Annotated in this window: 23 protein-coding genes; 5 read left to right on the top strand and 18 right to left on the bottom strand. The window is 70.4% G+C overall.

Annotation, left to right across the window (positions count from 1 at the left end):
- Window positions 1–5: 5 nt before the first annotated feature.
- The 4 genes from J7I98_RS03995 to J7I98_RS04010 all read left to right on the top strand — a co-directional run bounded on the left by J7I98_RS03995 (window position 6) and on the right by J7I98_RS04010 (window position 4,076).
- Window positions 6–1,064 carry a M4 family metallopeptidase gene (locus J7I98_RS03995; protein ID WP_214917562.1) on the top strand — a complete coding sequence of 353 codons (1,059 nt, stop codon included), beginning with the start codon at window positions 6–8 and terminating at the stop codon, window positions 1,062–1,064.
- A gap of 40 nt (window positions 1,065–1,104) precedes the next feature.
- A complete protein-coding gene (locus tag J7I98_RS04000; protein ID WP_214917574.1) occupies window positions 1,105–1,371 on the top strand; it encodes a protealysin inhibitor emfourin in 267 nt (88 codons plus the stop codon).
- 72 nt (window positions 1,372–1,443) lie between these two features.
- Window positions 1,444–2,802 carry a GH1 family beta-glucosidase gene (locus J7I98_RS04005; protein WP_214917590.1) on the top strand — a complete coding sequence of 453 codons (1,359 nt, stop codon included), beginning with the start codon at window positions 1,444–1,446 and terminating at the stop codon, window positions 2,800–2,802.
- Window positions 2,799–4,076, top strand: coding sequence for an MFS transporter (locus J7I98_RS04010; RefSeq protein WP_214917592.1), 1,278 nt, complete (start codon window positions 2,799–2,801; stop codon window positions 4,074–4,076). The genes J7I98_RS04005 and J7I98_RS04010 overlap by 4 nt, the downstream gene beginning before the upstream one ends.
- A 38-nt stretch (window positions 4,077–4,114) precedes the next feature.
- Here J7I98_RS04010 and era read toward each other — a convergent pair whose 3' ends face one another.
- The 3 genes from era to J7I98_RS04025 form a co-directional block, all read right to left on the bottom strand.
- Window positions 4,115–5,056: a GTPase Era gene (gene era / locus J7I98_RS04015; RefSeq protein ID WP_214917595.1), complete on the bottom strand. Its 942-nt coding sequence runs from the start codon at window positions 5,054–5,056 to the stop codon at window positions 4,115–4,117.
- A 192-nt stretch (window positions 5,057–5,248) separates the two neighbouring features.
- Window positions 5,249–5,599: a cytidine deaminase gene (locus J7I98_RS04020; RefSeq protein WP_214917598.1), complete on the bottom strand. Its 351-nt coding sequence runs from the start codon at window positions 5,597–5,599 to the stop codon at window positions 5,249–5,251.
- A gap of 28 nt (window positions 5,600–5,627) precedes the next feature.
- Window positions 5,628–6,509 (bottom strand): helix-turn-helix transcriptional regulator, encoded by an 882-nt coding sequence (locus J7I98_RS04025; RefSeq protein ID WP_214917612.1) that lies wholly within the window; start codon window positions 6,507–6,509, stop codon window positions 5,628–5,630.
- Between the two features lie 96 nt (window positions 6,510–6,605).
- Between J7I98_RS04025 and J7I98_RS04030 the strand changes: the two genes are divergently transcribed.
- Entirely contained in the window at window positions 6,606–8,039 is a 1,434-nt protein-coding gene (locus J7I98_RS04030; protein WP_214917616.1) for an MFS transporter, read from the top strand.
- A gap of 42 nt (window positions 8,040–8,081) precedes the next feature.
- Here J7I98_RS04030 and J7I98_RS04035 read toward each other — a convergent pair whose 3' ends face one another.
- The 15 genes from J7I98_RS04035 to hrcA all read right to left on the bottom strand — a co-directional run bounded on the left by J7I98_RS04035 (window position 8,082) and on the right by hrcA (window position 22,556).
- Window positions 8,082–8,438 carry an MmcQ/YjbR family DNA-binding protein gene (locus J7I98_RS04035; protein ID WP_214917630.1) on the bottom strand — a complete coding sequence of 119 codons (357 nt, stop codon included), beginning with the start codon at window positions 8,436–8,438 and terminating at the stop codon, window positions 8,082–8,084.
- A complete protein-coding gene (locus tag J7I98_RS04040) occupies window positions 8,435–9,718 on the bottom strand; it encodes a hemolysin family protein (protein WP_214917633.1) in 1,284 nt (427 codons plus the stop codon). The genes J7I98_RS04035 and J7I98_RS04040 overlap by 4 nt, the downstream gene beginning before the upstream one ends.
- Complete coding sequence (ybeY, locus tag J7I98_RS04045) at window positions 9,715–10,218, bottom strand: rRNA maturation RNase YbeY (protein WP_214917646.1); 504 nt, start codon at window positions 10,216–10,218, stop codon at window positions 9,715–9,717. The genes J7I98_RS04040 and ybeY overlap by 4 nt, the downstream gene beginning before the upstream one ends.
- Before the next feature lie 28 nt (window positions 10,219–10,246).
- Window positions 10,247–11,257 (bottom strand): PhoH family protein, encoded by a 1,011-nt coding sequence (locus tag J7I98_RS04050; protein ID WP_214917649.1) that lies wholly within the window; start codon window positions 11,255–11,257, stop codon window positions 10,247–10,249.
- A gap of 188 nt (window positions 11,258–11,445) precedes the next feature.
- A complete protein-coding gene (locus J7I98_RS04055) occupies window positions 11,446–12,579 on the bottom strand; it encodes a PfkB family carbohydrate kinase (protein ID WP_214917660.1) in 1,134 nt (377 codons plus the stop codon).
- Between the two features lie 92 nt (window positions 12,580–12,671).
- Complete coding sequence (locus tag J7I98_RS04060) at window positions 12,672–13,973, bottom strand: enolase C-terminal domain-like protein (RefSeq protein WP_214917663.1); 1,302 nt, start codon at window positions 13,971–13,973, stop codon at window positions 12,672–12,674.
- Window positions 13,974–14,028: 55 nt separating this feature from the next.
- Window positions 14,029–14,937 (bottom strand): ribonuclease Z, encoded by a 909-nt coding sequence (locus J7I98_RS04065; RefSeq protein ID WP_214917666.1) that lies wholly within the window; start codon window positions 14,935–14,937, stop codon window positions 14,029–14,031.
- A gap of 9 nt (window positions 14,938–14,946) precedes the next feature.
- Complete coding sequence (locus J7I98_RS04070) at window positions 14,947–15,312, bottom strand: histidine triad nucleotide-binding protein (protein WP_214917669.1); 366 nt, start codon at window positions 15,310–15,312, stop codon at window positions 14,947–14,949.
- A gap of 68 nt (window positions 15,313–15,380) precedes the next feature.
- A complete protein-coding gene (locus tag J7I98_RS04075) occupies window positions 15,381–16,451 on the bottom strand; it encodes a tetratricopeptide repeat protein (RefSeq protein ID WP_214917672.1) in 1,071 nt (356 codons plus the stop codon).
- A 34-nt stretch (window positions 16,452–16,485) separates the two neighbouring features.
- Window positions 16,486–17,805, bottom strand: coding sequence for a 26S protease regulatory subunit (locus tag J7I98_RS04080; RefSeq protein ID WP_214917675.1), 1,320 nt, complete (start codon window positions 17,803–17,805; stop codon window positions 16,486–16,488).
- A 49-nt stretch (window positions 17,806–17,854) separates the two neighbouring features.
- Window positions 17,855–18,364: a hypothetical protein gene (locus tag J7I98_RS04085; RefSeq protein WP_251020091.1), complete on the bottom strand. Its 510-nt coding sequence runs from the start codon at window positions 18,362–18,364 to the stop codon at window positions 17,855–17,857.
- Window positions 18,365–18,461: 97 nt separating this feature from the next.
- Window positions 18,462–19,211, bottom strand: coding sequence for a 16S rRNA (uracil(1498)-N(3))-methyltransferase (locus tag J7I98_RS04090; protein ID WP_214917677.1), 750 nt, complete (start codon window positions 19,209–19,211; stop codon window positions 18,462–18,464).
- Complete coding sequence (locus tag J7I98_RS04095) at window positions 19,208–20,281, bottom strand: nitronate monooxygenase (RefSeq protein WP_214917681.1); 1,074 nt, start codon at window positions 20,279–20,281, stop codon at window positions 19,208–19,210. Before J7I98_RS04095 ends, J7I98_RS04090 begins: the two co-directional genes overlap by 4 nt.
- A gap of 124 nt (window positions 20,282–20,405) precedes the next feature.
- Window positions 20,406–21,539 carry a molecular chaperone DnaJ gene (dnaJ, locus tag J7I98_RS04100; protein WP_214917684.1) on the bottom strand — a complete coding sequence of 378 codons (1,134 nt, stop codon included), beginning with the start codon at window positions 21,537–21,539 and terminating at the stop codon, window positions 20,406–20,408.
- Window positions 21,540–22,556, bottom strand: a complete 1,017-nt coding sequence (gene hrcA, locus J7I98_RS04105; RefSeq protein WP_214917688.1) for a heat-inducible transcriptional repressor HrcA — start codon at window positions 22,554–22,556, stop codon at window positions 21,540–21,542.
- Window positions 22,557–22,636 lie beyond the last annotated feature (80 nt).

Here is a 22,636-nt window from a genome sequence, read left to right on the forward strand (position 1 = left end):
CCGCCATGAATGCCACACATCCCATCTTCTGCACGATCGTGCCGCCCCACGTCCTCGACAAGCTCGCCCAGGCCGAGGACCCCGCGCTCGCCGGAGCCGCCCGCCGCACCCTCGAAGCGGACGCCGCACAGCGCACCCACCGTCGGCTGACCACGGTTCTCGGCGCCACCGCCCTCGCCCCGCCCGAAGGCGCCGCGGACACGGTTCACCGCACCATCTACGACGCCGAGCACCGCAAGGAGCTGCCCGGCACCAAAGTCCGCGGCGAGGGCGACGAGCCGGGCCAGGACGCGACCGTCAACCGCGCGTACGCGGGCCTCGGGGCGACCTTCGAGCTCCTGATGAAGGCCTTCGGGCGCAACTCGATCGACGGCAACGGACTGCCCCTGATCGCGACCGTCCACTTCGACGAGAAGTACGGGAACGCCTTCTGGGACGGCGATCAGATGGTCTTCGGCGACGGTGACGGCGAGATCTTCCTCGACTTCACCCTGCCCGTGGACGTCCTCGCCCACGAGCTCGCCCACGGCCTGACGCAGTACACGGCCAACTTCACGTACTTCGGCCAGCCGGGCGCACTCAACGAGTCCGTGTCCGACGTCTTCGGTTCCCTCGTCAAGCAGTACGTCAACGACGAGACCGCCGACCGGGCCGACTGGCTGATCGGAGCCGGTCTGCTGGCCGAGCGCGTCACCGGAGTGGCCCTGCGCTCCATGAAGGCGCCCGGAACGGCGTACGACGACGATGTGCTCGGCAAGGACCCGCAGCCGGCGACGATGGACGACTACGTCCGTACGGGCCGGGACAACGGCGGCGTACACATCAACTCCGGCATCCCCAACCACGCCTTCTACCTGCTCGCCACCGCTCTCGGCGGCAAGGCGTGGGAGCGGCCGGGGCAGATCTGGTACGACACGCTGACCTCGGGCGGGCTCCAGGTCGACGCGAGCTTCACCGACTTCGCCCGCGCCACTGTGGCCGCCGCGCAGGCCCGTTTCGGTGACGGGGAGGAGCAGGAGGCTCTGCTGAAGGCGTGGTCCCAGGTGGGGGTGCCTACCGGCTAGTACCTTTCGGCCCGGCCGTATCCGTATTAGAACGGGACCCATGCGTATTCAGGTAAGGCGCACGGGAGGATTCGCCGGTATCGAGCGCCATGCCGAGGTGGAAACCTCGGGACGGCCCGACGCCCGTGAGTGGCAGGCCCTGGCCGAAGCGGCGATGGCCGACGGCCGGGGCACGCCGCCCGTCGGCGTGCCGGACGGATTCAGCTACCAGATCACGGTCGACGGGAAGACCGTCTACTGCGCGGACCCACGACTGACCGACGCACAGAGCCGGCTCATCTCACGGGTCCTCAAAGAAGGCGCGTAGCGGCGACGGCCGGGTCGACAGGACCCGTGCACGCCCATTGACAGGGTTACCGGCGGTACCGAGCATCGCTGCATGACAACGCTGCCGCCTTCACCGCTGCCCCGTTTCCCCGCCGACTTCCTCTGGGGAGTGTCCACTTCGGCGCAGCAGATCGAGGGCGCCGTGGACGAGGACGGGCGCGGGCGCACGACCTGGGACGCCTTTGCCGCCGAGCCCGGGCGCATCAGGGACGGGTCGGACGCCCTCGTCGCGACCGACCACTACCACCGGTACCCCGAGGACGTGGCGCTGCTCAAGGAGCTCGGAGCCGGGGCGTACCGCTTCTCCGTGGCCTGGGCGCGGGTGTTACCGGAGGGTGCCGGGGCGGTCAACAAGGCGGGCCTCGACTTCTACGACCGGCTCGTCGACGAGCTGTGCGCGGCGGGCGTACGGCCCGTGCCGACCCTCTTCCACTGGGACACCCCGCTGGCGCTGGAGGAGCGCGGTGGCTGGCTCCGGCGGGACACGGCCCGGCGGTTCGCGGAGTACGCCGATGTGGTGGCCGCCAGGCTCGGCGACCGCGTGGACCGCTGGATCACGCTGAACGAGCCCGCCGAACTGACCCTGCTGGGGTACGGGCTGGGCGAGCACGCCCCCGGCAAGCGGCTGCTCTTCGACGCGCTGCCCGCCGCCCACCACCAGCTCCTCGGGCACGGTCTCGCCGTACAGGCGCTGCGTGCGAGGGGCGCGGACAGTATCGGGATCGCCAACTCGCACGGGCCGACGTGGGCGGTTTCCGGGTCCGGCCCGGACAAGAGCGCGGCGGACTTCTACGACCTGCTGCTCAACCGGCTGTTCGCCGACCCGCTGCTGCTGGGGCGGTATCCGGAGGGGATCGCCGAGATGCTGCCGGGCCCTGTGGCGGACGACTTGGACGTCATCTCCCAGCGGCTGGACTGGTACGGGGTCAACTACTACCAGCCGACGCTTGTCGGGGCTCCTGACGGGGACCTGCCGCGCGACTTCGCCGGCATCGAGGTACCGCCGGACATGCCCTTCTCGATACGGGAGATCGAGGGCTACCCGCGGACCGCCTTCGGCTGGCCGGTCGTCCCCGACGCCCTGACCGAGCTGCTGACGTCCTTCCGCGAGCGGTACGGCGACCGGCTTCCCCCGGTGGTCATCACCGAGAACGGCTGCTCGTACGACGGCCTGGACGACCAGGAGCGGATCACGTACATCGACGGCCATCTGCGGGCGCTGCACCGGGCGATGGAGGCGGGCGTCGACGTACGCGGCTACTTCGTGTGGTCGCTGATGGACAACTTCGAGTGGGCCGAGGGGAACGCCCAGCGCTTCGGCCTCGTGCACATCGACTACGAGACGCTGGCCCGTACGCCGAAGGCGTCGTTCCACTGGCTGCGGGACGCGTTGCGCGGGCAACGGGCGTGACGACGACAGCTTCGGCGGACGAGGGCGCCGAAGCGTCTCCTTCGGTCTCTTCGGCCTTTGCCGAGCCCACCGTCCCGGTCGGGCGCGGCTGGACGGCGTCGCTGTCCCTCGCGAACGGGGCGATCTGGGTCGGCTGGTACGGGCCCCTCCAGATCCTCCTCGCCCTCCAGGCGGCGGAGCTCGCCCCGGCCGGTACCTCGAAGGAGACCGTGCTGGCCTGGGTCACGGGCATGGGGGCGGCCGTTTCGCTGGTCGCCAATCCGGTGTTCGGGGCACTGTCGGACCGTACGGCTTCACGATTCGGCCGCCGTACGCCGTGGATCGTGGCCGGGGTGCTGGGCGGGGCGGCGGCGCTCGTGCTGCTTTCGGCCGCCCGCAGCGTCGGCGTCATGGCGCTCGGCTGGTGCCTGGTCCAGCTCGCGCTCAACGCCGCCTTCGCCGCCGTCACGGCCGCCGTACCCGACCGGGTGCCGCACGGGCAGCGCGGCGCCGTCGGAGGGTGGCTGGGTGCGGCGCAGGTCCTCGGCGTGGTGGCCGGAACGGGGCTTGCGACCGTGGCGGGCGGGATTACGGCGGGGTATGTGGCGTGCGCGGTGTTCACGGTGCTGGGCGTCCTGCCGTACGTACTGCGCCACAGGGATGTGGTCCTCCCGGAACGGCAGCCATTCACGTGGCGGCCCTTCCTGCGCGGCTTCTGGATCTCGCCGCGCCGCCATCCCGATCTGGGCTGGGCCTGGCTGACCCGCTTCCTGATCAACCTCGGCAACGCGATCGCGCTGCTCTACCTGCTCTACTACCTGCGCGACGAGCTGAAGTACGGCAACCCGGAGGACGGCGTCCTCATCCTGACCGCCGTCAACGGGGCGCTGCTGCTGGCGACGGTCGTCGTGGGCGGGGTGTGGTCGGACCGTACGGGCCGCCGCAAGCCGTTCGTACTGTGGGCGGGCGTCCTGATGGCGGCGGCCACAGCCATGCTGGCGGGCTGGCAGACGTGGACGGGCGCGCTGGTCGCGGCGGCGCTGCTGGGCGTCGGCTTCGGCGTCTTCACGTCGGTCGACTTCGCGCTGATGACGGACGTACTGCCGGCCGCCGCACACCGCGGCAAGGACCTGGGCATCATCAACATCGCAAACGCCCTCCCCCAGGTCGCGGCCCCGGCGGTGGCCGCCCCGATCGTCACGCACCTGGGCGGCTACACGACGCTGTACCTGGTGGCGGCGGGCGTGGGGCTTGTGGGCGCGGTGCTGGTCGTACGCATCAGGGGCGTCGACTAGGGCGTCCCGGTCTCAAGGACCGGCTTGAGGGACCGGGCTCAGAAGCCGAGCTTGCGCAGCTGCTTCGGGTCCCTCTGCCAGTCCTTCGCGACCTTCACGTGCAGGTCGAGGAAGACCGGCGTACCCAGCAGCGCCTCGATGTGCTTGCGCGACTTCATGCCGACATCCTTCAGGCGGGCGCCCTTCGGGCCGATGATGATGCCCTTCTGGCTGGGGCGCTCGATGTAGACGTTCGCGTGGATGTCGAGGAGCGGCCTGTCGGCCGGGCGGTCCTCGCGCGGCAGCATCTCCTCGACGACGACCGCGATGGAGTGCGGCAGCTCGTCCCGTACGCCTTCGAGCGCGGCCTCGCGGATCAGCTCCGCGACCATCACCATCTCGGGCTCGTCGGTGAGGTCGCCCTCCGGGTAGAGCGGCGGGCTCTCCGGCAGCATCGGGGCGATGAGGTCGGCGAGCAGGGAGACCTGCTTGTCGCCGACGGCCGAGACCGGCACGATCTCGGCCCACTCCATGCCGAGCTCCTTGCCGAGCTGGTCGATGGCGATGAGCTGCTCGGCGAGCTGCTTGGAGTCGACGAGGTCCGTCTTCGTGACGATCGCGATCTTCGGCGTCTTCTTGATGCCGGCCAGTTCCTTGGCGATGAACTTGTCACCAGGGCCGAGCTTCTGGTCGGCGGGCAGGCAGAAGCCGATCACGTCGACCTCGGCCCAAGTGGTGCGCACCACGTCGTTGAGCCGCTCGCCCAGCAGGGTGCGCGGCTTGTGGAGGCCCGGGGTGTCGACCAGGATCAGCTGGGCGTCGGGGCGGTGCACGATGCCGCGCACGGTGTGGCGCGTGGTCTGCGGACGGCTGGAGGTGATGGCCACCTTCTGGCCGACCAGAGCGTTCGTCAGGGTGGACTTGCCCGCGTTGGGGCGACCTACGAAGCAGGCGAAGCCGGCCCGGTGGGGGGCCTCGGAAGACTGGGTGCGAGCGCTCATGCGTGCCATTCTCCCCGATGTACGCCCCCTGCCCGACCAGAGCAGGCCGACGCCGGCCGGGGCTCCGCCCCAGACCCCGGTCCTCAAACGCCGGAGGGGCTGAAATTTGCGGCACCTTCAGCCCGTCCGGCGTCCGCTTCAGCCCGTCCGGCGTCCGCCGCAGGCAAACCGCAGCGCGCCCGTCAGCTGGCCTCAGCCAGCAGTCACCGTCGCCCTGAGAGCACCGTCCGGCCCCGCCACCAGCACCCGCGTCCCCGCCCCGCCCAGGTCCCGTACCGCCGCGCGGTCCTCCTCCGATGCCGTCTCCGCCGCAGTGACCACCGCCGCCGCCTCCAGCGACTGCGCGCCGCTCGCGACCGCCATCGCGACAGCGGTCCGCAGCGCGCTCAGCTTGAGGGTGTCGAGATCCACCGTCCCGGCGACGTACGTCCGGCCGGTCTCGTCCCGTACGGCCGCCCCCTCCGGCACACCGTTACGGGCCCGCGCGCTGCGCGCCAGGGTGATGATCTTGCGGTCCTCGGGATCGAGCTCAGGCGTCGTCATGTGCCCGAGCATAAAGAGCGCGCAGCGGTCAGCCCGCGACCGGGTACATCGAGCCGCGGCGCCCCTCCGGCGAGGCCAGCCACTCCAGCTTGGCCGCCGTGTCCGCCTCGGCGAGCGGGGTGTGCAGCACGATCGCCAGGTCCGGGCGGGCCGGGACGCGCAGCTGGGTCGACTCCACCACCAGCGTGCCGACCACGGGGTGCTCCATCTCCTTGCGGACCTGGCCGCCGGGCGCGACGTCCCGCCGTTCCCAGAGTTCCGTGAACTCCGGCGACAGCTCCTTCGCCTCCTCCACGACCGCCCTGAATCCGTCGTCGCCGGGGCGCTCGGAGCAGGCCGCACGGTACTGGGCTACGACATGGGCCGCGTTCTGTTCCCAGCTCTTCGCCCGGGAGCGGTAGACGGGGTCGGTGAAGAAGGCGATGAGGCAGTTCTCGACGCCGCCCGGCCGCATGCCGAGCACCATCCGGGCCGCGTCGTTGTACATGACCGCGTTCCAGTACGCGTCCATGACGTGCGCGGGGTACGGCATCCAGGTATCGATCAGCCGCCCCAGCCCGTCGCACATATGCGCGTTGCGCGGATCGACCTCGGGCGCGGGCGGGTTGAGCCCGGCCAGTACGTACAGATGGCGGCGCTCCGCGCTGCTCAGCCGCAGCACCCGCCCGACCGAGTCGAGAACCTGCGGCGAGACCGTGATGTCCCTGCCCTGCTCCAGCCACTGGTACCAGGAGACCCCGACGCCCGCGAGTACCGCGACCTCCTCACGGCGCAGTCCGGGCGTACGCCGCCGGGCCCCGCCGCCCGGAAGCCCCGCCTCCGCCGGGCTGACGCGGGCACGCCTGCTCCGCAGGAACTCACGCAGTTCGCCGAGGCGATGCGCCTTCAGATCGAGCGGCTGTGTAGCCACGTACTCGTACTCCCCCCGTCCGACTGCCTGGTGGTGGCACCAACAGGATAAGTTCCCGCTCCCCACGGCTATTCCGGCGGCCCGAGGGTGTTGACCATGGCAATCGACGCATCCCTCCCTTCCGCTCCGACCACCGCGCCACCACGACTCTCCGGTCGCGCGAAGCTGATCCTTTTCGTGCTGTGCGCCGCCCAGTTCATGGTGGCCCTCGACTTCTCCGTACTGAATGTCGCGCTGCCCGTCCTCGGCAAGGACCTCGGCATGAGCCAGTCCGCGCTGCAGTGGGCGGTCACCGCTTTCGCCCTCCCCTCCGGCGGATTCCTGCTGCTCTTCGGCCGGATCGCCGATCTGTACGGGCGGCGGAAGCTGTTCCTCGGCGGTCTTGCCGTCTTCGGCGCTGCCTCGCTGCTGGCCACCTTCGCCTGGGACCCGGCGTCGTTCCTGACCGGGCGGGCGCTGCAGGGTCTGGGCGCGGCCGCGATCGTGCCGACCGGCATGTCGCTGCTGACCACCACCTTCCCCGAAGGCCCGCAGCGCGACCGGGCGTTGGGCATCAGCGGCACCCTGCTCTCGCTGGGCTTCACCGTCGGCATGGTGCTCGGGGGCGTGATGACGGACACCCTCGGCTGGCGCTCGACGATGGGTCTGCTGGCCGTCGCCGCCGTCATCGTGCTCGTACTGGCGCCGGGCCTGCTGACCGAGTCCATCCCCCATCGCCCTGAAGGCATGGGAGGTGCCCCCGTCTCCGAGCAGCCCCGCCTGGACATCCCCGGCGCGGTCACCGTCACCGGCGGCCTGCTCGCACTGATCTACGCCCTGTCGACGGCGGCCGAGCGCGGCTTCGGCGGCGCGGACGTCCTGGTGACGCTGATCGTCGGCATCGCCCTACTGGCCGCGTTCGTGTACGTCGAGTCCCGTTCCGCCGAGCCTCTGGTCTCGCTGCCGATGCTGCGGCGCCGGACGGTGGCCTGGGGCAATCTGGGCGGTCTGGTGACGTTCGCGATGATGAGCACCGTCGTCTTCGTACTGACCCTGTATCTCCAGGAGGTACTGAAGCTCTCCGCCTTCCGGACGGGCCTCGTCTTCGGCGTCCAGGGTGCGCTGTCGGCCGTCGCCGGTGGCTACGCCGCCAAGTTCATCGGCCGCTTCGGCGCGCGCCGCGTGCTTGTCGGCTCGCTGCTGGGCCAGGGCCTGTTCGTCGCCGCCCTGCTGGCCGTGGGCACCGAATCGGGCGCCCTGCTCGCGACCGCGGCTGTCTCGCTGGCGAGCATGTGCCACCTGGGCGCGATCATCTCGTACGGGCTGATCGTGACGTCCGGCGTCCCGGACGAGGAGCAGGGCCTGGCGACCGGCCTGGTCACCACCACCCAGCAGGTCGGCCTCACGATCGGCATTCCGCTGCTCGGTGTGCTGGCGACGACGCAGGGCGATCTCTTCGGCGGTGTACGCACGGTCCTCGCCGTGGACGCGACGATCGTGCTGGCGGCGGCGCTGCTGATCGCGGTGGGGCTCCGTAACCGGCGGGCCTGACCGGGTGGTTCAGGCCGGTCGAGCGGCAGGCGCTCCGCTGGTTCAGGGCCGGTCGAGCCGCAGGCGCTCCGCCTTCGGGAGGCCGGCCACCACCAGGTCGTACGAGTCCTCGATCAGCTCCCGGACCATACGGTCCGGGAGCGATCCGCCGACATTGACCGTGTTCCAGTGGCGTTTGTTCATGTGATAGCCGGGGGCGATCTCCGGGTGCTCCTCGCGGAGTTGCACCGCGATCTCCGGCTCGCACTTGAGGTTCACGGCGAGAGGCTCGGCGTCCAGCGAGCTCAGCGCGAAGAGCTTCCCGAGGACCTTGAAGACGGACGTCTCCGGGCCGAAGGGGAACTCCTCGGTCGCCGCGTTGAATTCCAGACAGAACGCCCTGAGCTCCTGCGGTGTCATGCTGCTGCCTTCTCCTCCGGCTCCACAAGCACGGTCACGATCTTGTTCCTGCGGCCGGCCGGGGACTCCGCGGTGAGGCGCAGAGAGCGCCCGTCGGGGAGGGCCACGGTCGCGGACGCGCCCGCGATCGGCACACGGCCGAGCGCCTTGGCGAGCAGGCCGCCGACCGTTTCCACGTCCTCGTCGTCGAACTCGTCGAAGCCGAAGAGCTCGCCGAGGTCCCCGATGTCGAGCCTGGCGGTCACCCGGTAGCAGCCGTCGTCCAGCTCCTCCACGGGCGGCAGTTCACGGTCGTACTCGTCGGTGATCTCGCCGACGATCTCTTCGAGGATGTCCTCGATGGTGACGATGCCCGCCGTGCCGCCGTACTCGTCGATGACGACGGCGACATGGTTGCGCTCCTGCTGCATCTCGCGCAGCAGGTCGCCCGCGTTCTTCGTGTCGGGGACGAAGACGGCGGGGCGCATCGCGGTGGAGACCAGGTCGGACTCCGACTCACGGTTGATGTGGGTCTTCCTGACCAGGTCCTTGAGATAGACGATGCCGACGATGTCGTCCTCGTTCTCGCCGGTCACCGGGATGCGGGAGAAGCCGGAGCGCAGGGCGAGGGTGAGGGTCTGGCGGATCGTCTTGAAGCGCTCGATGGAGATCAGGTCGGTCCTGGGGACCATGACTTCGCGTACGAGCGTGTCGCCGAGCTCGAAGACGGAGTGCACCATGCGGCGCTCGTCGTCCTCGATCAGGGACTCCTGCTCGGCCAGGTCGACCATCGCCCGCAGTTCGGCCTCACTGGCGAAGGGGCCTTTGCGGAAGCCCTTGCCGGGGGTCATCGCATTGCCGATGAGGATCAGCAGCTGCGGGATCGGGCCCATCACGCGGGCGAGCGGGAGCAGTACGTACGCGGACGCCGTCGCCGTGTTGATCGGGTGCTGGCGGCCGATGGTGCGCGGCGAGACGCCCACGGCGACGTACGACACGAGGACCATCACCCCGATGGCGACGGTCAGCGCCTCCCACGTCTCGTCGAACTCCTGCAGACAGACGTACGTCACGAGGACGCCGGCAGCCATTTCGCAGGCGACCCGCATCAGCAGGGCGACGTTGAGGTAGCGGGTCGGGTCGGAGGCGACCTGGGCCAGCTTGGCGCTGCCGCGCCGGCCGGACCGTACGGCCTCGGCGGCCCGGAAGCTGGAGACGCGGGCGAGGCCCGCCTCCGCGCAGGCGGCCAGCCAGGCGACGACAACCAGCAGGACCGCGCCGATGATCAGTTGCGCGGTCATGAAACTGTCGGTGCGGGCGACGGACCTGTGATGCCCTTCTCCGACCTCCAGCCGTCGACGATCGCCGCCTGAAGTCCGAACATCTCGGCCTTCTCGTCCGGCTCCTCGTGGTCGTAACCGAGAAGATGCAGCACGCCATGGACGGTCAGGAGCTGGAGCTCCTCGTCCATGGAGTGCTGCGTCTCGGCGTCCTCACCCTGCTTCTGGGCGACCTCCGGGCAGAGCACGATGTCGCCGAGGAGCCCCTGCGGGGGCTCCGCGGCGTCATCGTCCCGTGACGGCGGACGGAGCTCGTCCATCGGGAAGGACATGACATCGGTCGGACCCGGGAGGTCCATCCACTGCATGTGGAGCTGCTCCATGGCGGCCGTGTCCACGACGATCACCGAGAGTTCGGAGAGCGGGTGGATCCGCATCCGGGTGAGTGCGTAGCGGGCGATGTCGAGGATCGCCTGCTCGTCGACCTCGGTTCCGGACTCGTTGTTGACGTCGATCGACATGGTGCTGGGTTACTCCCGCTTTAAAATGTCACGACCCGTTGCGGTCGTCGTACTGCTCGTACGCGTCGACGATACGGCCGACGAGCTTGTGCCGGACGACATCCTGCGACGTGAGCCGGGAGAAGTGCACATCGTCGACGCCGTCCAGGATGTCCACGACCTGGCGCAGACCGCTCTTCGTCGCGCCCGGCAGGTCGACCTGCGTGACGTCACCCGTGACGACGATCTTCGAGTCGAAGCCGAGCCTCGTCAGGAACATCTTCATCTGTTCGGCGCTGGTGTTCTGCGCCTCGTCCAGGATGATGAACGCGTCGTTGAGTGTGCGGCCTCGCATGTACGCCAGCGGGGCGACCTCGATCGTGCCCGCGGCCATCAGGCGCGGGATCGAGTCGGGGTCGAGCATGTCGTGCAGCGCGTCGTAGAGCGGGCGCAGATACGGGTCGATCTTCTCGTAGAGCGTGCCCGGCAGGAAGCCGAGCCGCTCACCCGCCTCGACGGCGGGCCTGGTCAGGATGATCCGGTTGACCTGCTTGGACTGCAGGGCCTGGACCGCCTTGGCCATGGCGAGATAGGTCTTGCCCGTACCGGCGGGGCCGATGCCGAAGACGATGGTGTGCTTGTCGATGGCGTCGACGTACCGCTTCTGGTTGAGCGTCTTGGGGCGGATGGTCCGACCGCGGCTGGACAGGATGTTCTGGGTGAGCACCTCGGCCGGGGTCTCGGTGTCCAGTTCCCCGGCGGTGCCGTTGGCTGTCGCCCTGAGCATGGCGATCGAGCGTTCCACTGCGTCCTCCGTCATCGGCAGTCCGGTGCGGAGCACCAGCATCATCTCGTCGAACAGGCGCTGGATCAGGGCGACATCGGCTGCGTCACCGGTCGCACTGACCTCATTCCCCCGGACATGTATGTCAACGGCCGGGAATGCCTTCTCGATCACGCGCAACAGGGAGTCGCTGGAACCCAGAACCGTCACCATCGGGTGCCTGGCAGGAACGGTGAACTGGGCGCGGGCCTGCGGTTGTGTGGGTGTCTGAGTCATGGGCCGGCACTGTGGCCTGCACATACCTCCCGTTGCGGGGTTCTCGCTGATCGACAACCTCTCGAATACCAGCGTACGACGGTGCACTGACAACGCCGAGGGCTTTTCGGGCGCGCTCCCGCACTCGGTACCGAGCGGTTACGCAGGCTGCTGTGCAGGCGGTTGTGCAGGCGTTCGCCGGACACCCCCTAAGCGGGCCTGCGGAAGCCGATCGTCGGCACCGCCCTGGGCAGCGGCCACACCCGGGTGGCCGTCGGCAGGAGCCCCTCCAGGAACGCGTACCTGCGCAGCGCCTCCGGGTCCTGCCCGTCGCACGCCTGCACCTGCTGCCACCAGGCGGCGATCTCGGTCCAGCCGGGCGCCGACAGGGAGCCGCCGAATTCCTGCACCGACAGGGCGGCGGTCAGCCCGGCGAAGGCCAGCCGGTCGGCGAGCGGCCAGCCCGCGAGCGTACCGGTGACGAATCCGGCGACGAAGACGTCACCTGCGCCGGTCGGGTCCAGTGCCTCGACGGCGATGGCTGGGACCTCCGCCGTCTCCCCGGTCGCCCCGTCCACGGCGTACGCACCCTCCGCGCCCAGTGTCACGACGGCGACCGGCACCTTCTCGGCCAAGGCGCGGGCGGCCGCGCGCGGGCAGTCGGTGCGGGTGTAGCGCATCGCCTCCTCGGCGTTGGGCAGGAACGCCTCGCAGTGCTCCAGGTCGGCGAGGCCCGACAGCTCCCAGCGGCCCGTTTCGTCCCAGCCCACGTCGGCGAAGATCTTGGCGCCCCGGCCGGCGGCGGAGGCGATCCACTCCTCCGTCCGGCCGGGGGTGAGGGCGGCGATGGCGGCACGCGCGCGGGGCGGGCAGTCGGGGAAGGGCCCGGGCTCGGCGGGCGGCGGGGCCTCGTGGCCGTGGGAGACCATGGTCCGCTCGCCCTCGTACGCCATGGAGACGGTGACCGGCGAGTGCCAGCCAGGGACCGTGCGTGACATCTTCAGGTCGATGCCTTCGCCCTGGGCGAGGGCGTCCCAGCAGTACTCGCCGTAGTGGTCGTCTCCGAAGGCCGCCGCCAGGGACGTACGGAGGCCGAGGCGGGCCAGTGCGGTGGCCATGTTGGCCACGCCGCCGGGGCTGGAACCCATGCCGCGCGCCCAGGATTCGGTGCCGCGCACCGGGGCGCTGTCGAGGCCGGTGAAGATGATGTCGAGGAAGACCGTGCCGGTGAGGAAGACGTCGCAGCAGGGGTCGTCGGGGGCGCGCAGACCGTCCAGAGGATCGAGGTGCGCGGCCTCGTCGCGCTGTCTGCCGTGGTCGGTGCTCGCTGCGTACGTACTCACCGTGCGCTCCCGTGGTGTGGTGCGGATTCAGCCAGTGTGCCCGATACCCACCCACGGGAGCTCGCGGTAATCAGACAGTCACTTCTCGTGTGTCACCAGCGGGGCAGCGCGGGCGCCGTCCAGTCCTCGCGACCCTCGGCCCGGCGCATCGCGGCGGCGTCGTCGCGGTCGCGCATCGCGCCGTACGCCGCTTCGTCGAGCCAGCGGCGATGCAGCCGGTCCAGGGCCTCGCGGTCCAGATCGATGCCGAGGCCGGGGGCGTCGGAGACCTCCAGCCTGCCGTCCTCGAAGGTGTGGCGCCGGGTGATGACGTCCTCCGTCTGCCAGGGGTAGTGACTGTCGCAGGAGTGGTCCAGGTCGGTGACGGTGGCGGCGACCTGAGTCATCGCGGCGAGGCTGATGCCCATGTGGGTGTTGGAGTGCATGGACAGGCCGACGCCGAAGGTCCGGCAGACGGCGGCCAGTTCGCGGGTGTTGCGCAAGCCTCCCCAGTAGTGGTGGTCACAGAGCACCACCTGCACAGCGTCGGTGAGGAATGCCTGGCGGATCTCGGGGAAGGTCGTCACGCACATATTGGTGGCGAGCGGTACGTCCGTACCCGCCGAGACCTCGGCCATGGCAGAGGTGCCCGGCGCGGGATCCTCCAGGTATTCCAGCAGCCCTTCGAGCTCCTTGGCGACCCTGAGCGAAGTCCCGGGAGACCAGGCCCCGTTGGGGTCGAGCCGCAGCGGCTGCCCCGGGAAGGCCTCGGCGAGCGCCCGGACGGCGGCGATCTCCTGCTCGGGCGCGAAGACTCCGCCCTTGAGCTTGAAGGAACGGAAGCCGTGGTCCCGTACGAAGCGCCGCGCCTGCGCGACGATCCCCGCCGGGTCGAGCGCCGCGCCCCAGTCGTCACTCTCGCCCGCACCGCCCGGGTGCGCCGCCCAGCGGTAGAAGAGGTACGCGCTGTACTCGACGTGGTCGCGGACCTTCCCGCCGAGCAGTGCGTGAACGGGCAGCCCGTACGCCTTGCCGAGCGCGTCCAGGCAGGCCACCTCGAAGGCGGACACGACGGACAGCCGCAGCTTGTCGGCGGTCTGTACGCCGCGCAGCCCGCCGACGTCGATGGCGTGCTCCACGCGGGCGTCGTCGACGCCGACCTGCTGGGCGAGCGTGTGGAGTCCGTTCAGATCCGCGACCGAGTGGCCGGGCAGCAGCTCGGCGTACGGGCGGGCCAGTTCCAGATATTTGGTGTCGCCGTACGTCTCACCGACGCCGGTGGTCCCGTCGGCCGTGACGACCTCGACGACCAGGCGTGGCGTGTACGGCTGGTGCACACCCTGGACGTTGAGGAGGGGTGGGTCGGAGATGAGGACGGGGGTCAGCCGGACATCGGTGATGGTCAGGTCCGCCACAAAAGCTCATCTCCATATGTGAACGAAGGCCATGTATGGAGATGCAGAGTAGCGTTCAGAGGTGGCGCTTGGGCAGGGGAACCCGCAACAGGTCGGCGGCCACGGTCAGTTCGCCGTCGAAACCGGCCCTGCGGGCCTGCCGTTCGAAGACTTCCGGGTCGTTGTAGCGCTGCGAGAAGTGGGTCAGCACGAGATGGCGTACGCCCGACTCGCGTGCCACTCGGGCCGCCTGGCCCGCCGTCAGGTGGCCGTGGTCGAGCGCCAGCAGCTCGTCCTCGTCGAGGAAGGTCGACTCGATGACGAGCATGTCGCACCCCTCGGCGAGGGCGAACGCCCCGTCGCACAGCCGGGTGTCCATCACGAAGGCGAACCGCTGCCCCCGGCGCACCTCGCTGACCTGGTCGAGCGTGACCCCGCCCAGCTCTCCCTCGCGCTGGATGCGGCCGACGTCCGGGCCCTTGATGCCGTGCTCGGCGAGCAGCTCAGGCAGCATCCGGCGCCCGTCCGGCTCGACGAGGCGGTAGCCGTACGACTCGACGGGGTGCGAGAGCCTGCGCGCCTCCAGGACGTACGAAGGCGCCGTGGCCACCGGACCGTCGGTGGAGACCGGCACCTGCTCCAGCGGCACCGTCTCGCGGTAGGCCGTGGCGTACCGCAGGCGGTCGAAGAAGCGCTGCCCGCTCGCCGGGTAGTGCGCGGCGACGGGGTGCGGGACCCGGTCGAGGTTGATGCGCTGGATCACGCCGGCGAGGCCTAGCGAGTGGTCGCCGTGGAAGTGCGTGACGCAGATCCGGTTCAGGTCGTGCGCGGCGACACCGGCACGCAGCATCTGGCGCTGGGTGCCCTCGCCGGGATCGAAGAGGATGCCCTCGCCGTCCCAGCGCAGCAGGTAGCCGTTGTGATTGCGGTGGCGGGTGGGGACCTGACTGGCGGTGCCGAGGACCACCAGTTCTCGTACAGACACAGAATTACCTTATCCGGGGGGCCAGTTGAGACCGCGGCCGCCGAGCACATGGGCGTGCGCGTGGAAGACCGTCTGGCCCGCGCCCGTACCCGTGTTGAAGACGACGCGGTAGCCGGTGGCGTCGACCTTGTCGTCGGCGGCGACCTTGCCCGCCTCGATCAGCAGGTCGGCGACAATCTGCGGCTCGGCGGCGGCGAGTGCGGCGGCGTCCCTGTGGTGCACCTTGGGGATGACCAGGACGTGCGTAGGGGCCTGGGGGTTGATGTCGCGGAACGCGACGGTCGTCTCCGTCTCACGGACGACGGTCGCCGGCACCTCCCCCGAGACGATCTTGCAGAACAGGCAGTCCGCCTGCGGTTGTCCCGTTGTGGTCATGGTCCTGGCCTCCTGGGATGCGGCTGAATCAGGATGTACCGATCAAGTATGGCCGCATGCTATCCGTCCTACGGCATGCGCCTCTTGAGCATCGACCTGCTGATCCAGTACGCGAGGAACATCAGCCAGATCGTGGGAGTGACCAGCGCCCCCATCGACCAGTCCGGCAGCCCCGGCACCGCGGCGAGCACCAGCCCCACCGTGCCCAGCCACCCCACGGCGCACGCCATCGTCATCACGGGCGGGCAGCGGCGGGCGAGTTGCAGCATCGGGGTGCGCAGCCGCTGGGGGACGCGGCGGCGTATCCACAGGCCCCAGGCGGCCCAGACCGCCACGAACAGCGGCAGGCCCACGACCATCCCGTCGGTGCCGCTCGCCTGGGTCGCCAGGGCGATGCCCAGGGCCAGTGACCCGATCCAGCGGGCGCTCGCAGCGGTCCGCCAGGCCATGACCTCCAGGTTGTACCGCGCGTCGCGGTCCTCCAGGTCCAGGGTCGCCGCCTCGGCGAAGCCCTCGACCGCCCTGGACCAGGCGCCGCGCCGACGGAAGCGGTGCTTCAGCTCCAGCAGGGCCAGGTTGTGGCGGGCGGTGGCGTCCTCCGGGTCGAGGCGCAGCGCCGTACGATACGCCTCCTCCGCGATCTTGTACTGGCGCAGCTCGTGGGCGGTGATGCCGACCAGGCAGTGCGCGTACGCCGTTTCGGGCGCCAGCGACACGGCATGCCTGGCACAGTCGTACGCCTCCCTGCCGCGCCGCTTGTCGCCCCGGCTGCCGCGCCCGCTGTTGGCCCGGCTCAGCACGGAAGCCAGCGTGGCGTGGCCGCCCCAGTGGCCCGGGTCGAGCCTGATGGCCTCGCGTGCGGAGCGTTCGGCGTCGGCCATCGCGCCGAAGTCGGCGAGCGTGTCGGCCCGTACGATCCAGGAACTCCGGCTCATCGGGTCGCAGCGCAGCGCGTCGTCCACGGCCCGCAGCGCACCGGCCTTGTCGCCGAGGCGGCGCAGACAGCGCGCGAGGAGGTTCAGCGCCTCGGCGTCGTCGGGGTGGCTCGCGATGTGCGGGCCGAGGAGGGCTGCGCACGGGGCGTACCGGCCCAGATCGAAGAGCGTTTCCGCCCGCTCAAGGGTGGCTTCGGCATTCATGAGCGTCGCATCGCCGCTCTCTCGAACCAGATGCTCACAGCTTTCGCTTCTTCTTCAGGTAGGCGAGGAGGTCGTCGTACGTACCTCCGTCGTTGGCGAACATGGCGACATTGCGGGCCGACGCGAACCAGGGGTCGGTGGAGGGGCGGATCTGCCTGGCCGCGCTCAGCAGGTCCTTCATACCGATCATGCGGACTGTGCCGGTGCGGGCCGAGTCGAGCAGCGCGGTCTCGGACGCGGAGTCGCAGACGTGCGCGAGGTCGGCGCCGGAGAAGCCGTCGGTCGCCTTGACGAGCTTGCCCAAGTCGACGGACTCGATGGGCCGTTCGCGCAGGTGGTAGCGGAGGATGGCCTCGCGGGCGGGCTCGTCGGGCGGCAGGACGAGGAGGGTGCGGTCCAGGCGTCCGGGGCGGCGCAGTGCGATGTCCACGTCCCAGGGGACGTTGGTGGCGGCGAGGACGAAGACGCCCTCGTTCTGGCCGTCCACGCCGTCGAGTTCGACGAGCAGCTGGTTGACGGCGTTGCGCAGTCCGCTGTGGTGGGAACGGCTGCGCTTGGCGCCGAGCGCGTCCAGTTCGTCGAGGAAGACGACGCAGGGGGCCTTGCGGCGGGCGGTCTGGAAGACGTCGTGGACGTTCTGCTCGGACTGCCCGATGTACATGTCGAGTACGTCGCTGAGCGAGACGGACATGAACGATGCGCCCAGTTCACCGGCGACGGCGCGGGCGATGAAGGTCTTGCCGCAGCCGGGCGGCCCGTACAGCAGCAGGCCGCCGCGCAGGCTCTTGCCGAAGAGTTTGCGGAGCTCGGGGTTGCGCATGGGGGCGAGGAAGGCGGCTTCGAGCCGGTCCTTGACGTCCTGCATTCCGCCGACGTCGGCGAGCCGCACGGCTCCCGGCGCTTCGATGTCCCAGGCGGAGGCGTCACCGGGGTCGCCACGCCCGTCGGCGGCGAGCGGCGCTTCGAGCCCGGCGCCGTCGCCCCCTTCTGGTGCGACGAAGCGCGGGGGCACGATCCCGCCGACCTCCTGCTCGGCTGCCTGCCAGTCGAAGTCGGGGGTGGGAGGTGTCTGCGGGGGCGGCGGCGTTGTGGGGGCTGCCGCGTTTGTTGGGGCTGCCGCGTTTGTTGGGGCTGCGGGGGCTTTCGGGGCGCCGCCCATCGCCCGCACCATCAGCTCCCGCGCCTGTGCATCGCCCGGGGCGTGCGTCAGTGCGGTCGCCGCCTCCGTCACGGCCGCGTCGCTCTGCCCTGCGGCCAGCAGCAGTTCGGCCAGATGCAGCCGCAGGGGTACGTCGCCGGGGGCGGCCGCGACAGCCGCGCGCAGGCTTTGGATCAAGGGGGACTCGTCGGGCATGGCGACAGCCTACGAAGCGCCCAACGCCCGCTGCCCACCGGCCCGTCGGTCACTTGCCGGGCGGACCGGCGGTGACGGTGGTAGTGACAGTGACCGTCACGGTCGGGCGGTCCGGAGAGGTGGTGGTCGGCGACGCGGCGTTGCAGTTGCCGAGCACGTTGGCCTGGAAGACGGTCCTGCCCGCCACTTTGGCGGTCAGGTCGCCGCGCACGCACCGTCCGTCGCGCTCGTCGGTCACCTTGCCGTCGATGCGGATGTCCTTGCCGTCCTTTGTCTCGCCCTCGCAGGTGACGGTCGCGAAGTCGGGGGCGGAGGGCGTCGACTTGGCGGTGCCCTTGCCGCGCTCCTCGCCGACCGTCGACGTGCAGCTCATCCACTGCACGTCGACGCCGGCGCGCTCCAGGGCACGCGTGCCGGTCTGGTCGGTGGTCATGGCCACGGCCACCGAACTCAGCCCATCGGCTCCTGGTTCGCAGGCCGAGACGCCGACGGCTGACGCAGCGGCGATGCCGAGGGCTGCGAGGGTGCGCCGGTGCCGGAGTCGCGTCAATGCCTGCATGGGCGGCAGCCTGCCACCGGGCCCCCGGCCGGAACAGACGACTTGCGGCCACGTTGGGGTGCAGGAACCCCAACGGGCCGAAGTTGCCGCAATGAGGTCAGGACCAGCGGCCCGTGCGTCCCAGCAGGAGTGCCGCCGCAGCCGTCCCCGCAGTCGACGTACGCAGCACCGTGCTCCCCAGCCGGTACGGCCCCGCCCCCGCCTCCGCGAACACTGCCAACTCCTCCGGAGACACGCCCCCTTCAGGCCCGACCACCAGCACGATCGACCCCTCTGCGGGCAGCGGCACAGTGGCCAGCGCCCCGCTGTCGCAGTCCCGGTCCTCGTGGAGCACGGCCGCGAAATCCGCAGTGGCGAGAAGTGCGCCAACCTGTTTCGTGCTCATCGCGTCCGCGACCTCCGGGAACCGCACCCGGCGCGACTGCTTGCCCGCCTCGCGCGCCGTCGCACGCCACTTGGCGAGCGACTTGAGGCCCCGGTCGCCCCGCCACTGCGTGATGCAGCGCGACGCCTGCCACGGCACGATCGCGTCGACCCCGGTCTCCGTCATGGTCTCGACGGCGACTTCGCCCCTGTCGCCCTTCGGGAGCGCCTGGACGACGGTGATACGGGGGGTGGGTTCGGGCTCCTCGGAGACCGCGTCCATCTGGACCACCAGGCGGTCCTTGCCCTCCGTCTCCCGTACGACACAGTCCGCCCAGCGCCCGAGACCGTCCGTCAGTACGACGTCCTCGCCCGCGCGCAGCCGCTTCACGGATACGGCGTGCCGCCCCTCGGGACCGTCCAGCACGAACCGTCCCCCCGGCCCCGCCGACAGCTTGTCGACCACGAAAACCGGCGCCGTCATGATCCTGCTCCGAGCGCCAGCGTGGCCCGCGCGGCGTCGATCTCGGCGGCCAGGACCTCGACCAGCTGCCCGGCGGGCATCTCACGCGCCAGCCGGTGCCCCTGGCCCGCCCACAGCGCCATGCCCTGCGCGTCGCCCGACTTGGCCGCGGCCTTGCGCAGGCCGGCGGTGATGTGGTGCACCTGGGGGTAGGCGGCGGGGGCGTACGGGCCGTGCTCGCGCATGAAGCGGTTGACGAGGCCTCGGGCGGGGCGGCCGGAGAAGGCCCGGGTGAGTTCCGTACGTACGAACAGCGGGTTCGTCATGGCCTGCTTGTGCAGTGCGTTCGCGCCCGACTCGGGGCAGACCAGGAACGACGTACCGAGCTGCGCCGCCTCCGCGCCCAGCGCCAGTACCGCCGCGATCTGCGCGCCGCGCATCAGGCCGCCCGCCGCGACGATCGGCAGCTGTACGGTCTCGCGGACCTGCGTGACGAGAGACAGCAGGCCGATCCCGTTGCCGTCGCTCTGGGGGTCGTCGCGGTGCGTGCCCTGGTGGCCGCCCGCCTCGATGCCCTGTACGCACACGGCGTCGGCGCCGCTCCACTGCGCGGCCTGGGCCTCTTCGGGCGTGGTGACCGTCACGATCGTGACAGTGCCGGCTTTCGCGAAGGCGTCCAGGACGGAGCGAGTGGGGCAGCCGAAAGTGAAGGAGACGACGGGGACGGGGTCGTCGATGAGGATGGCCAGCTTGGCCTCGTAGCCGTCGTCGGCGCCGTTGTCCGGCTCACCGAGGGGCGTCTGGTACCAGTCGGCCTCGCCGGCGAGCTGGTGGCGGTAGACCTCGATGGAGGCGGGGTCGGCGTTGCCGGGCTGCGGCATGAAGAGATTGACGCCGAAGGGACGGCTCGTCAGCCCCCGCAGCTGCTTGATCTCCTCGTACATGCCGTCCGCGGTTTTGTACCCGGCGGCAAGAAAGCCGAGACCACCGGCCTCGGAGACGGCGGCAACGAGCTGCGGACTGGAGGCACCGCCCGCCATGGGGGCCTGCACGATCGGATAACGGCAGAGATCGGTCAGTGCGGAGGACATGAACGCATAGTTTCATGCCCTCCGCACTGCGCCGAATCCAGCCTTCCGCACGGGCGGGCGACGGGCTCAGCGCCCGTTGCTGCATCTCCCGGGGGCCAACCCCCGGACCCCCGGCCGAGCCGACTCACCGCCCGTTGAAAGCATCCTTCAGGCGCGAGAAGAGACCCTGCTGCCCGGGCTGGAACTGACCCGTGGGCCGTTCCTCCCCGCGCAGCTTCGCGAGCTGGCGCAGCAGGTCCTCCTGCTGCGGGTCCATCTTCGACGGGGTCAGCACCTCGACGTGCACGATCAGGTCGCCGCGGCCGCCGCCCCGCAGGTGCGTGATGCCGCGCCCGTGCAGCGGGATCGACTGGCCGGACTGCGTGCCCGGTCGTACGTCGATCTCCTCCACCCCGTCGAGCGTCTCCAGCGGGCACTTCGTGCCCAGCGCCGCCGCCGTCATGGGGATCGTCACCGTGCAGTGCAGATCGTCGCCGCGCCGCTGGAACACCGCGTGCGGCAGCTCGTGGATCTCGACGTACAGGTCACCGGCGGGGCCGCCGCCCGGGCCGACCTCGCCCTCGCCCGCGAGCTGGATCCGCGTGCCGTTGTCGACACCGGCCGGGATCTTGACCGTGAGCGTGCGACGCGACCGTACGCGGCCGTCGCCGGCGCACTCCGGGCACGGGGTCGGCACGACCGTGCCGAAGCCCTGGCACTGGGGGCAGGGCCGCGAGGTCATGACCTGGCCCAGGAAGGACCGGGTGACCTGCGAGACCTCGCCGCGACCGCGGCACATGTCGCAGGTCTGGGCCGAGGTGCCCGGCGCCGCGCCCTCACCGGAGCAGGTCGTACACACCACGGCGGTGTCGACCTGGATGTCCTTCGTCGTGCCGAAGGCCGCCTCGTTGAGGTCGATCTCCAGCCGGATCATCGCGTCCTGGCCGCGCCGCGTACGCGACCTCGGCCCACGCTGCGACGCCGTACCGAAGAAGGCGTCCATGATGTCCGAGAAGTTCCCGAAGCCGCCCTGGCCGAAGCCGCCGGCTCCGGCGCCCGCCTGCGAGAGGGGGTCGCCGCCGAGGTCGTAGACCTGCTTCTTCTGCGGGTCCGACAACACCTCGTACGCGGCGTTGATCTCCTTGAAGCGCTCTTGCGTCTTGGGATCGGGATTCACGTCCGGGTGGAGCTCACGCGCCAACCGCCGGAATGCCTTCTTGATCTCGTCCTGAGTAGCGTCGCGGCGCACGCCGAGTACGGCGTAGTAGTCCGTGGCCACTTACGACTCCGCCAGGATCTGTCCGACGTAACGTGCCACTGCGCGTACCGCTCCCATCGTTCCGGGGTAGTCCATGCGGGTCGGTCCGACCACGCCGAGTTTGGCGACTGCTTCGTCGCCCGAACCGTAGCCGACTGCGACGACGGACGTGGAGCTCAGCCCTTCATGGGCGTTCTCGTGCCCGATTCGTACGGTCATGCCCGAGTCCTTGGCCTCACCTAGCAGCTTGAGGAGCACGACCTGCTCCTCCAGCGCCTCCAGCACCGGCCGGATGGTGAGGGGAAAATCATGCCCGAAGCGGGTGAGATTGGCGGTGCCGCCGATCATCAGCCGCTCCTCGGTCTCCTCGACCAGGGTCTCCATGAGGGAGGCGAGCACCGTCGTGACGGTTGCCCTGTCCTCCGTCTCGAAGGATTCGGGGAGGTCCTGCACCAGTTGCGGTACGTCCGCGAAGCGGCGCCCCACGACCCGGCTGTTGAGCCGCGCCCGAAGGTCCGCGAGGGACGTCTCGCCGAACGGCGCAGGGCAGTCGATCATGCGCTGCTCAACCCGGCCGGTGTCCGTGATGAGTACGAGCATCACCCGGGCAGGAGCGAGCGAAAGCAGCTCCACGTGCCGCACTGTCGACCGCGTGAGCGAGGGGTACTGCACGACGGCGACCTGCCGGGTCAGCTGCGCGAGCAGCCGGACCGTACGGGCCACGACGTCGTCGAGGTCGACCGCTCCGTCCATGAAGTTCTGGATGGCGCGGCGCTCGGGCGACGACAGGGGCTTGACGCCCGCAAGCTTGTCGACGAACAGGCGGTAACCCTTGTCCGTCGGGATGCGCCCGGCGCTCGTATGAGGCTGCGCGATGAAACCTTCGTCCTCCAGGGCCGCCATGTCGTTGCGCACGGTGGCCGGGGACACGCCGAGCTTGTGCCGCTCGGTGAGCGCCTTGGAGCCGACGGGCTCCTCGGTGCCCACGTAGTCCTGGACGATGGCGCGAAGCACCTCGAGTCTGCGTTCGCTGAGCATCGCGCACACCTCCAGCTGTCGTTCGTCGGTGCCGGCTTTGGCACTCGCCTCGTGGGAGTGCCAGCAAACCCCCGAGCCAG

Source organism: Streptomyces sp. ISL-98 (assembly GCF_018614055.1).
Lineage (GTDB): Bacteria > Actinomycetota > Actinomycetes > Streptomycetales > Streptomycetaceae > Streptomyces > Streptomyces spiramyceticus.

Bases quoted from the DNA above. Each gene is read 5' to 3' on its own strand.
- J7I98_RS04050 (WP_214917649.1), bottom strand. From the start codon at position 11,257: ATGACTCAGACACCCACACAACCGCAGGCCCGCGCCCAGTTCACCGTT.
- J7I98_RS04070 (WP_214917669.1), bottom strand. From the start codon at position 15,312: ATGACCACAACGGGACAACCGCAGGCGGACTGCCTGTTCTGCAAGATC.
- J7I98_RS04030 (WP_214917616.1), top strand. From the start codon at position 6,606: ATGGCAATCGACGCATCCCTCCCTTCCGCTCCGACCACCGCGCCACCA.
- J7I98_RS04090 (WP_214917677.1), bottom strand. From the start codon at position 19,211: ATGACGGCGCCGGTTTTCGTGGTCGACAAGCTGTCGGCGGGGCCGGGG.
- J7I98_RS04075 (WP_214917672.1), bottom strand. From the start codon at position 16,451: ATGAATGCCGAAGCCACCCTTGAGCGGGCGGAAACGCTCTTCGATCTG.
- J7I98_RS04095 (WP_214917681.1), bottom strand. From the start codon at position 20,281: ATGTCCTCCGCACTGACCGATCTCTGCCGTTATCCGATCGTGCAGGCC.
- J7I98_RS04005 (WP_214917590.1), top strand. From the start codon at position 1,444: ATGACAACGCTGCCGCCTTCACCGCTGCCCCGTTTCCCCGCCGACTTC.
- ybeY (WP_214917646.1), bottom strand. From the start codon at position 10,218: ATGTCGATCGACGTCAACAACGAGTCCGGAACCGAGGTCGACGAGCAG.
- era (WP_214917595.1), bottom strand. From the start codon at position 5,056: ATGAGCGCTCGCACCCAGTCTTCCGAGGCCCCCCACCGGGCCGGCTTC.
- J7I98_RS04020 (WP_214917598.1), bottom strand. From the start codon at position 5,599: ATGACGACGCCTGAGCTCGATCCCGAGGACCGCAAGATCATCACCCTG.
- J7I98_RS04035 (WP_214917630.1), bottom strand. From the start codon at position 8,438: ATGACACCGCAGGAGCTCAGGGCGTTCTGTCTGGAATTCAACGCGGCG.
- J7I98_RS03995 (WP_214917562.1), top strand. From the start codon at position 6: ATGAATGCCACACATCCCATCTTCTGCACGATCGTGCCGCCCCACGTC.
- J7I98_RS04040 (WP_214917633.1), bottom strand. From the start codon at position 9,718: ATGACCGCGCAACTGATCATCGGCGCGGTCCTGCTGGTTGTCGTCGCC.
- J7I98_RS04000 (WP_214917574.1), top strand. From the start codon at position 1,105: ATGCGTATTCAGGTAAGGCGCACGGGAGGATTCGCCGGTATCGAGCGC.
- hrcA (WP_214917688.1), bottom strand. From the start codon at position 22,556: ATGCTCAGCGAACGCAGACTCGAGGTGCTTCGCGCCATCGTCCAGGAC.
- J7I98_RS04085 (WP_251020091.1), bottom strand. From the start codon at position 18,364: ATGCAGGCATTGACGCGACTCCGGCACCGGCGCACCCTCGCAGCCCTC.
- J7I98_RS04080 (WP_214917675.1), bottom strand. From the start codon at position 17,805: ATGCCCGACGAGTCCCCCTTGATCCAAAGCCTGCGCGCGGCTGTCGCG.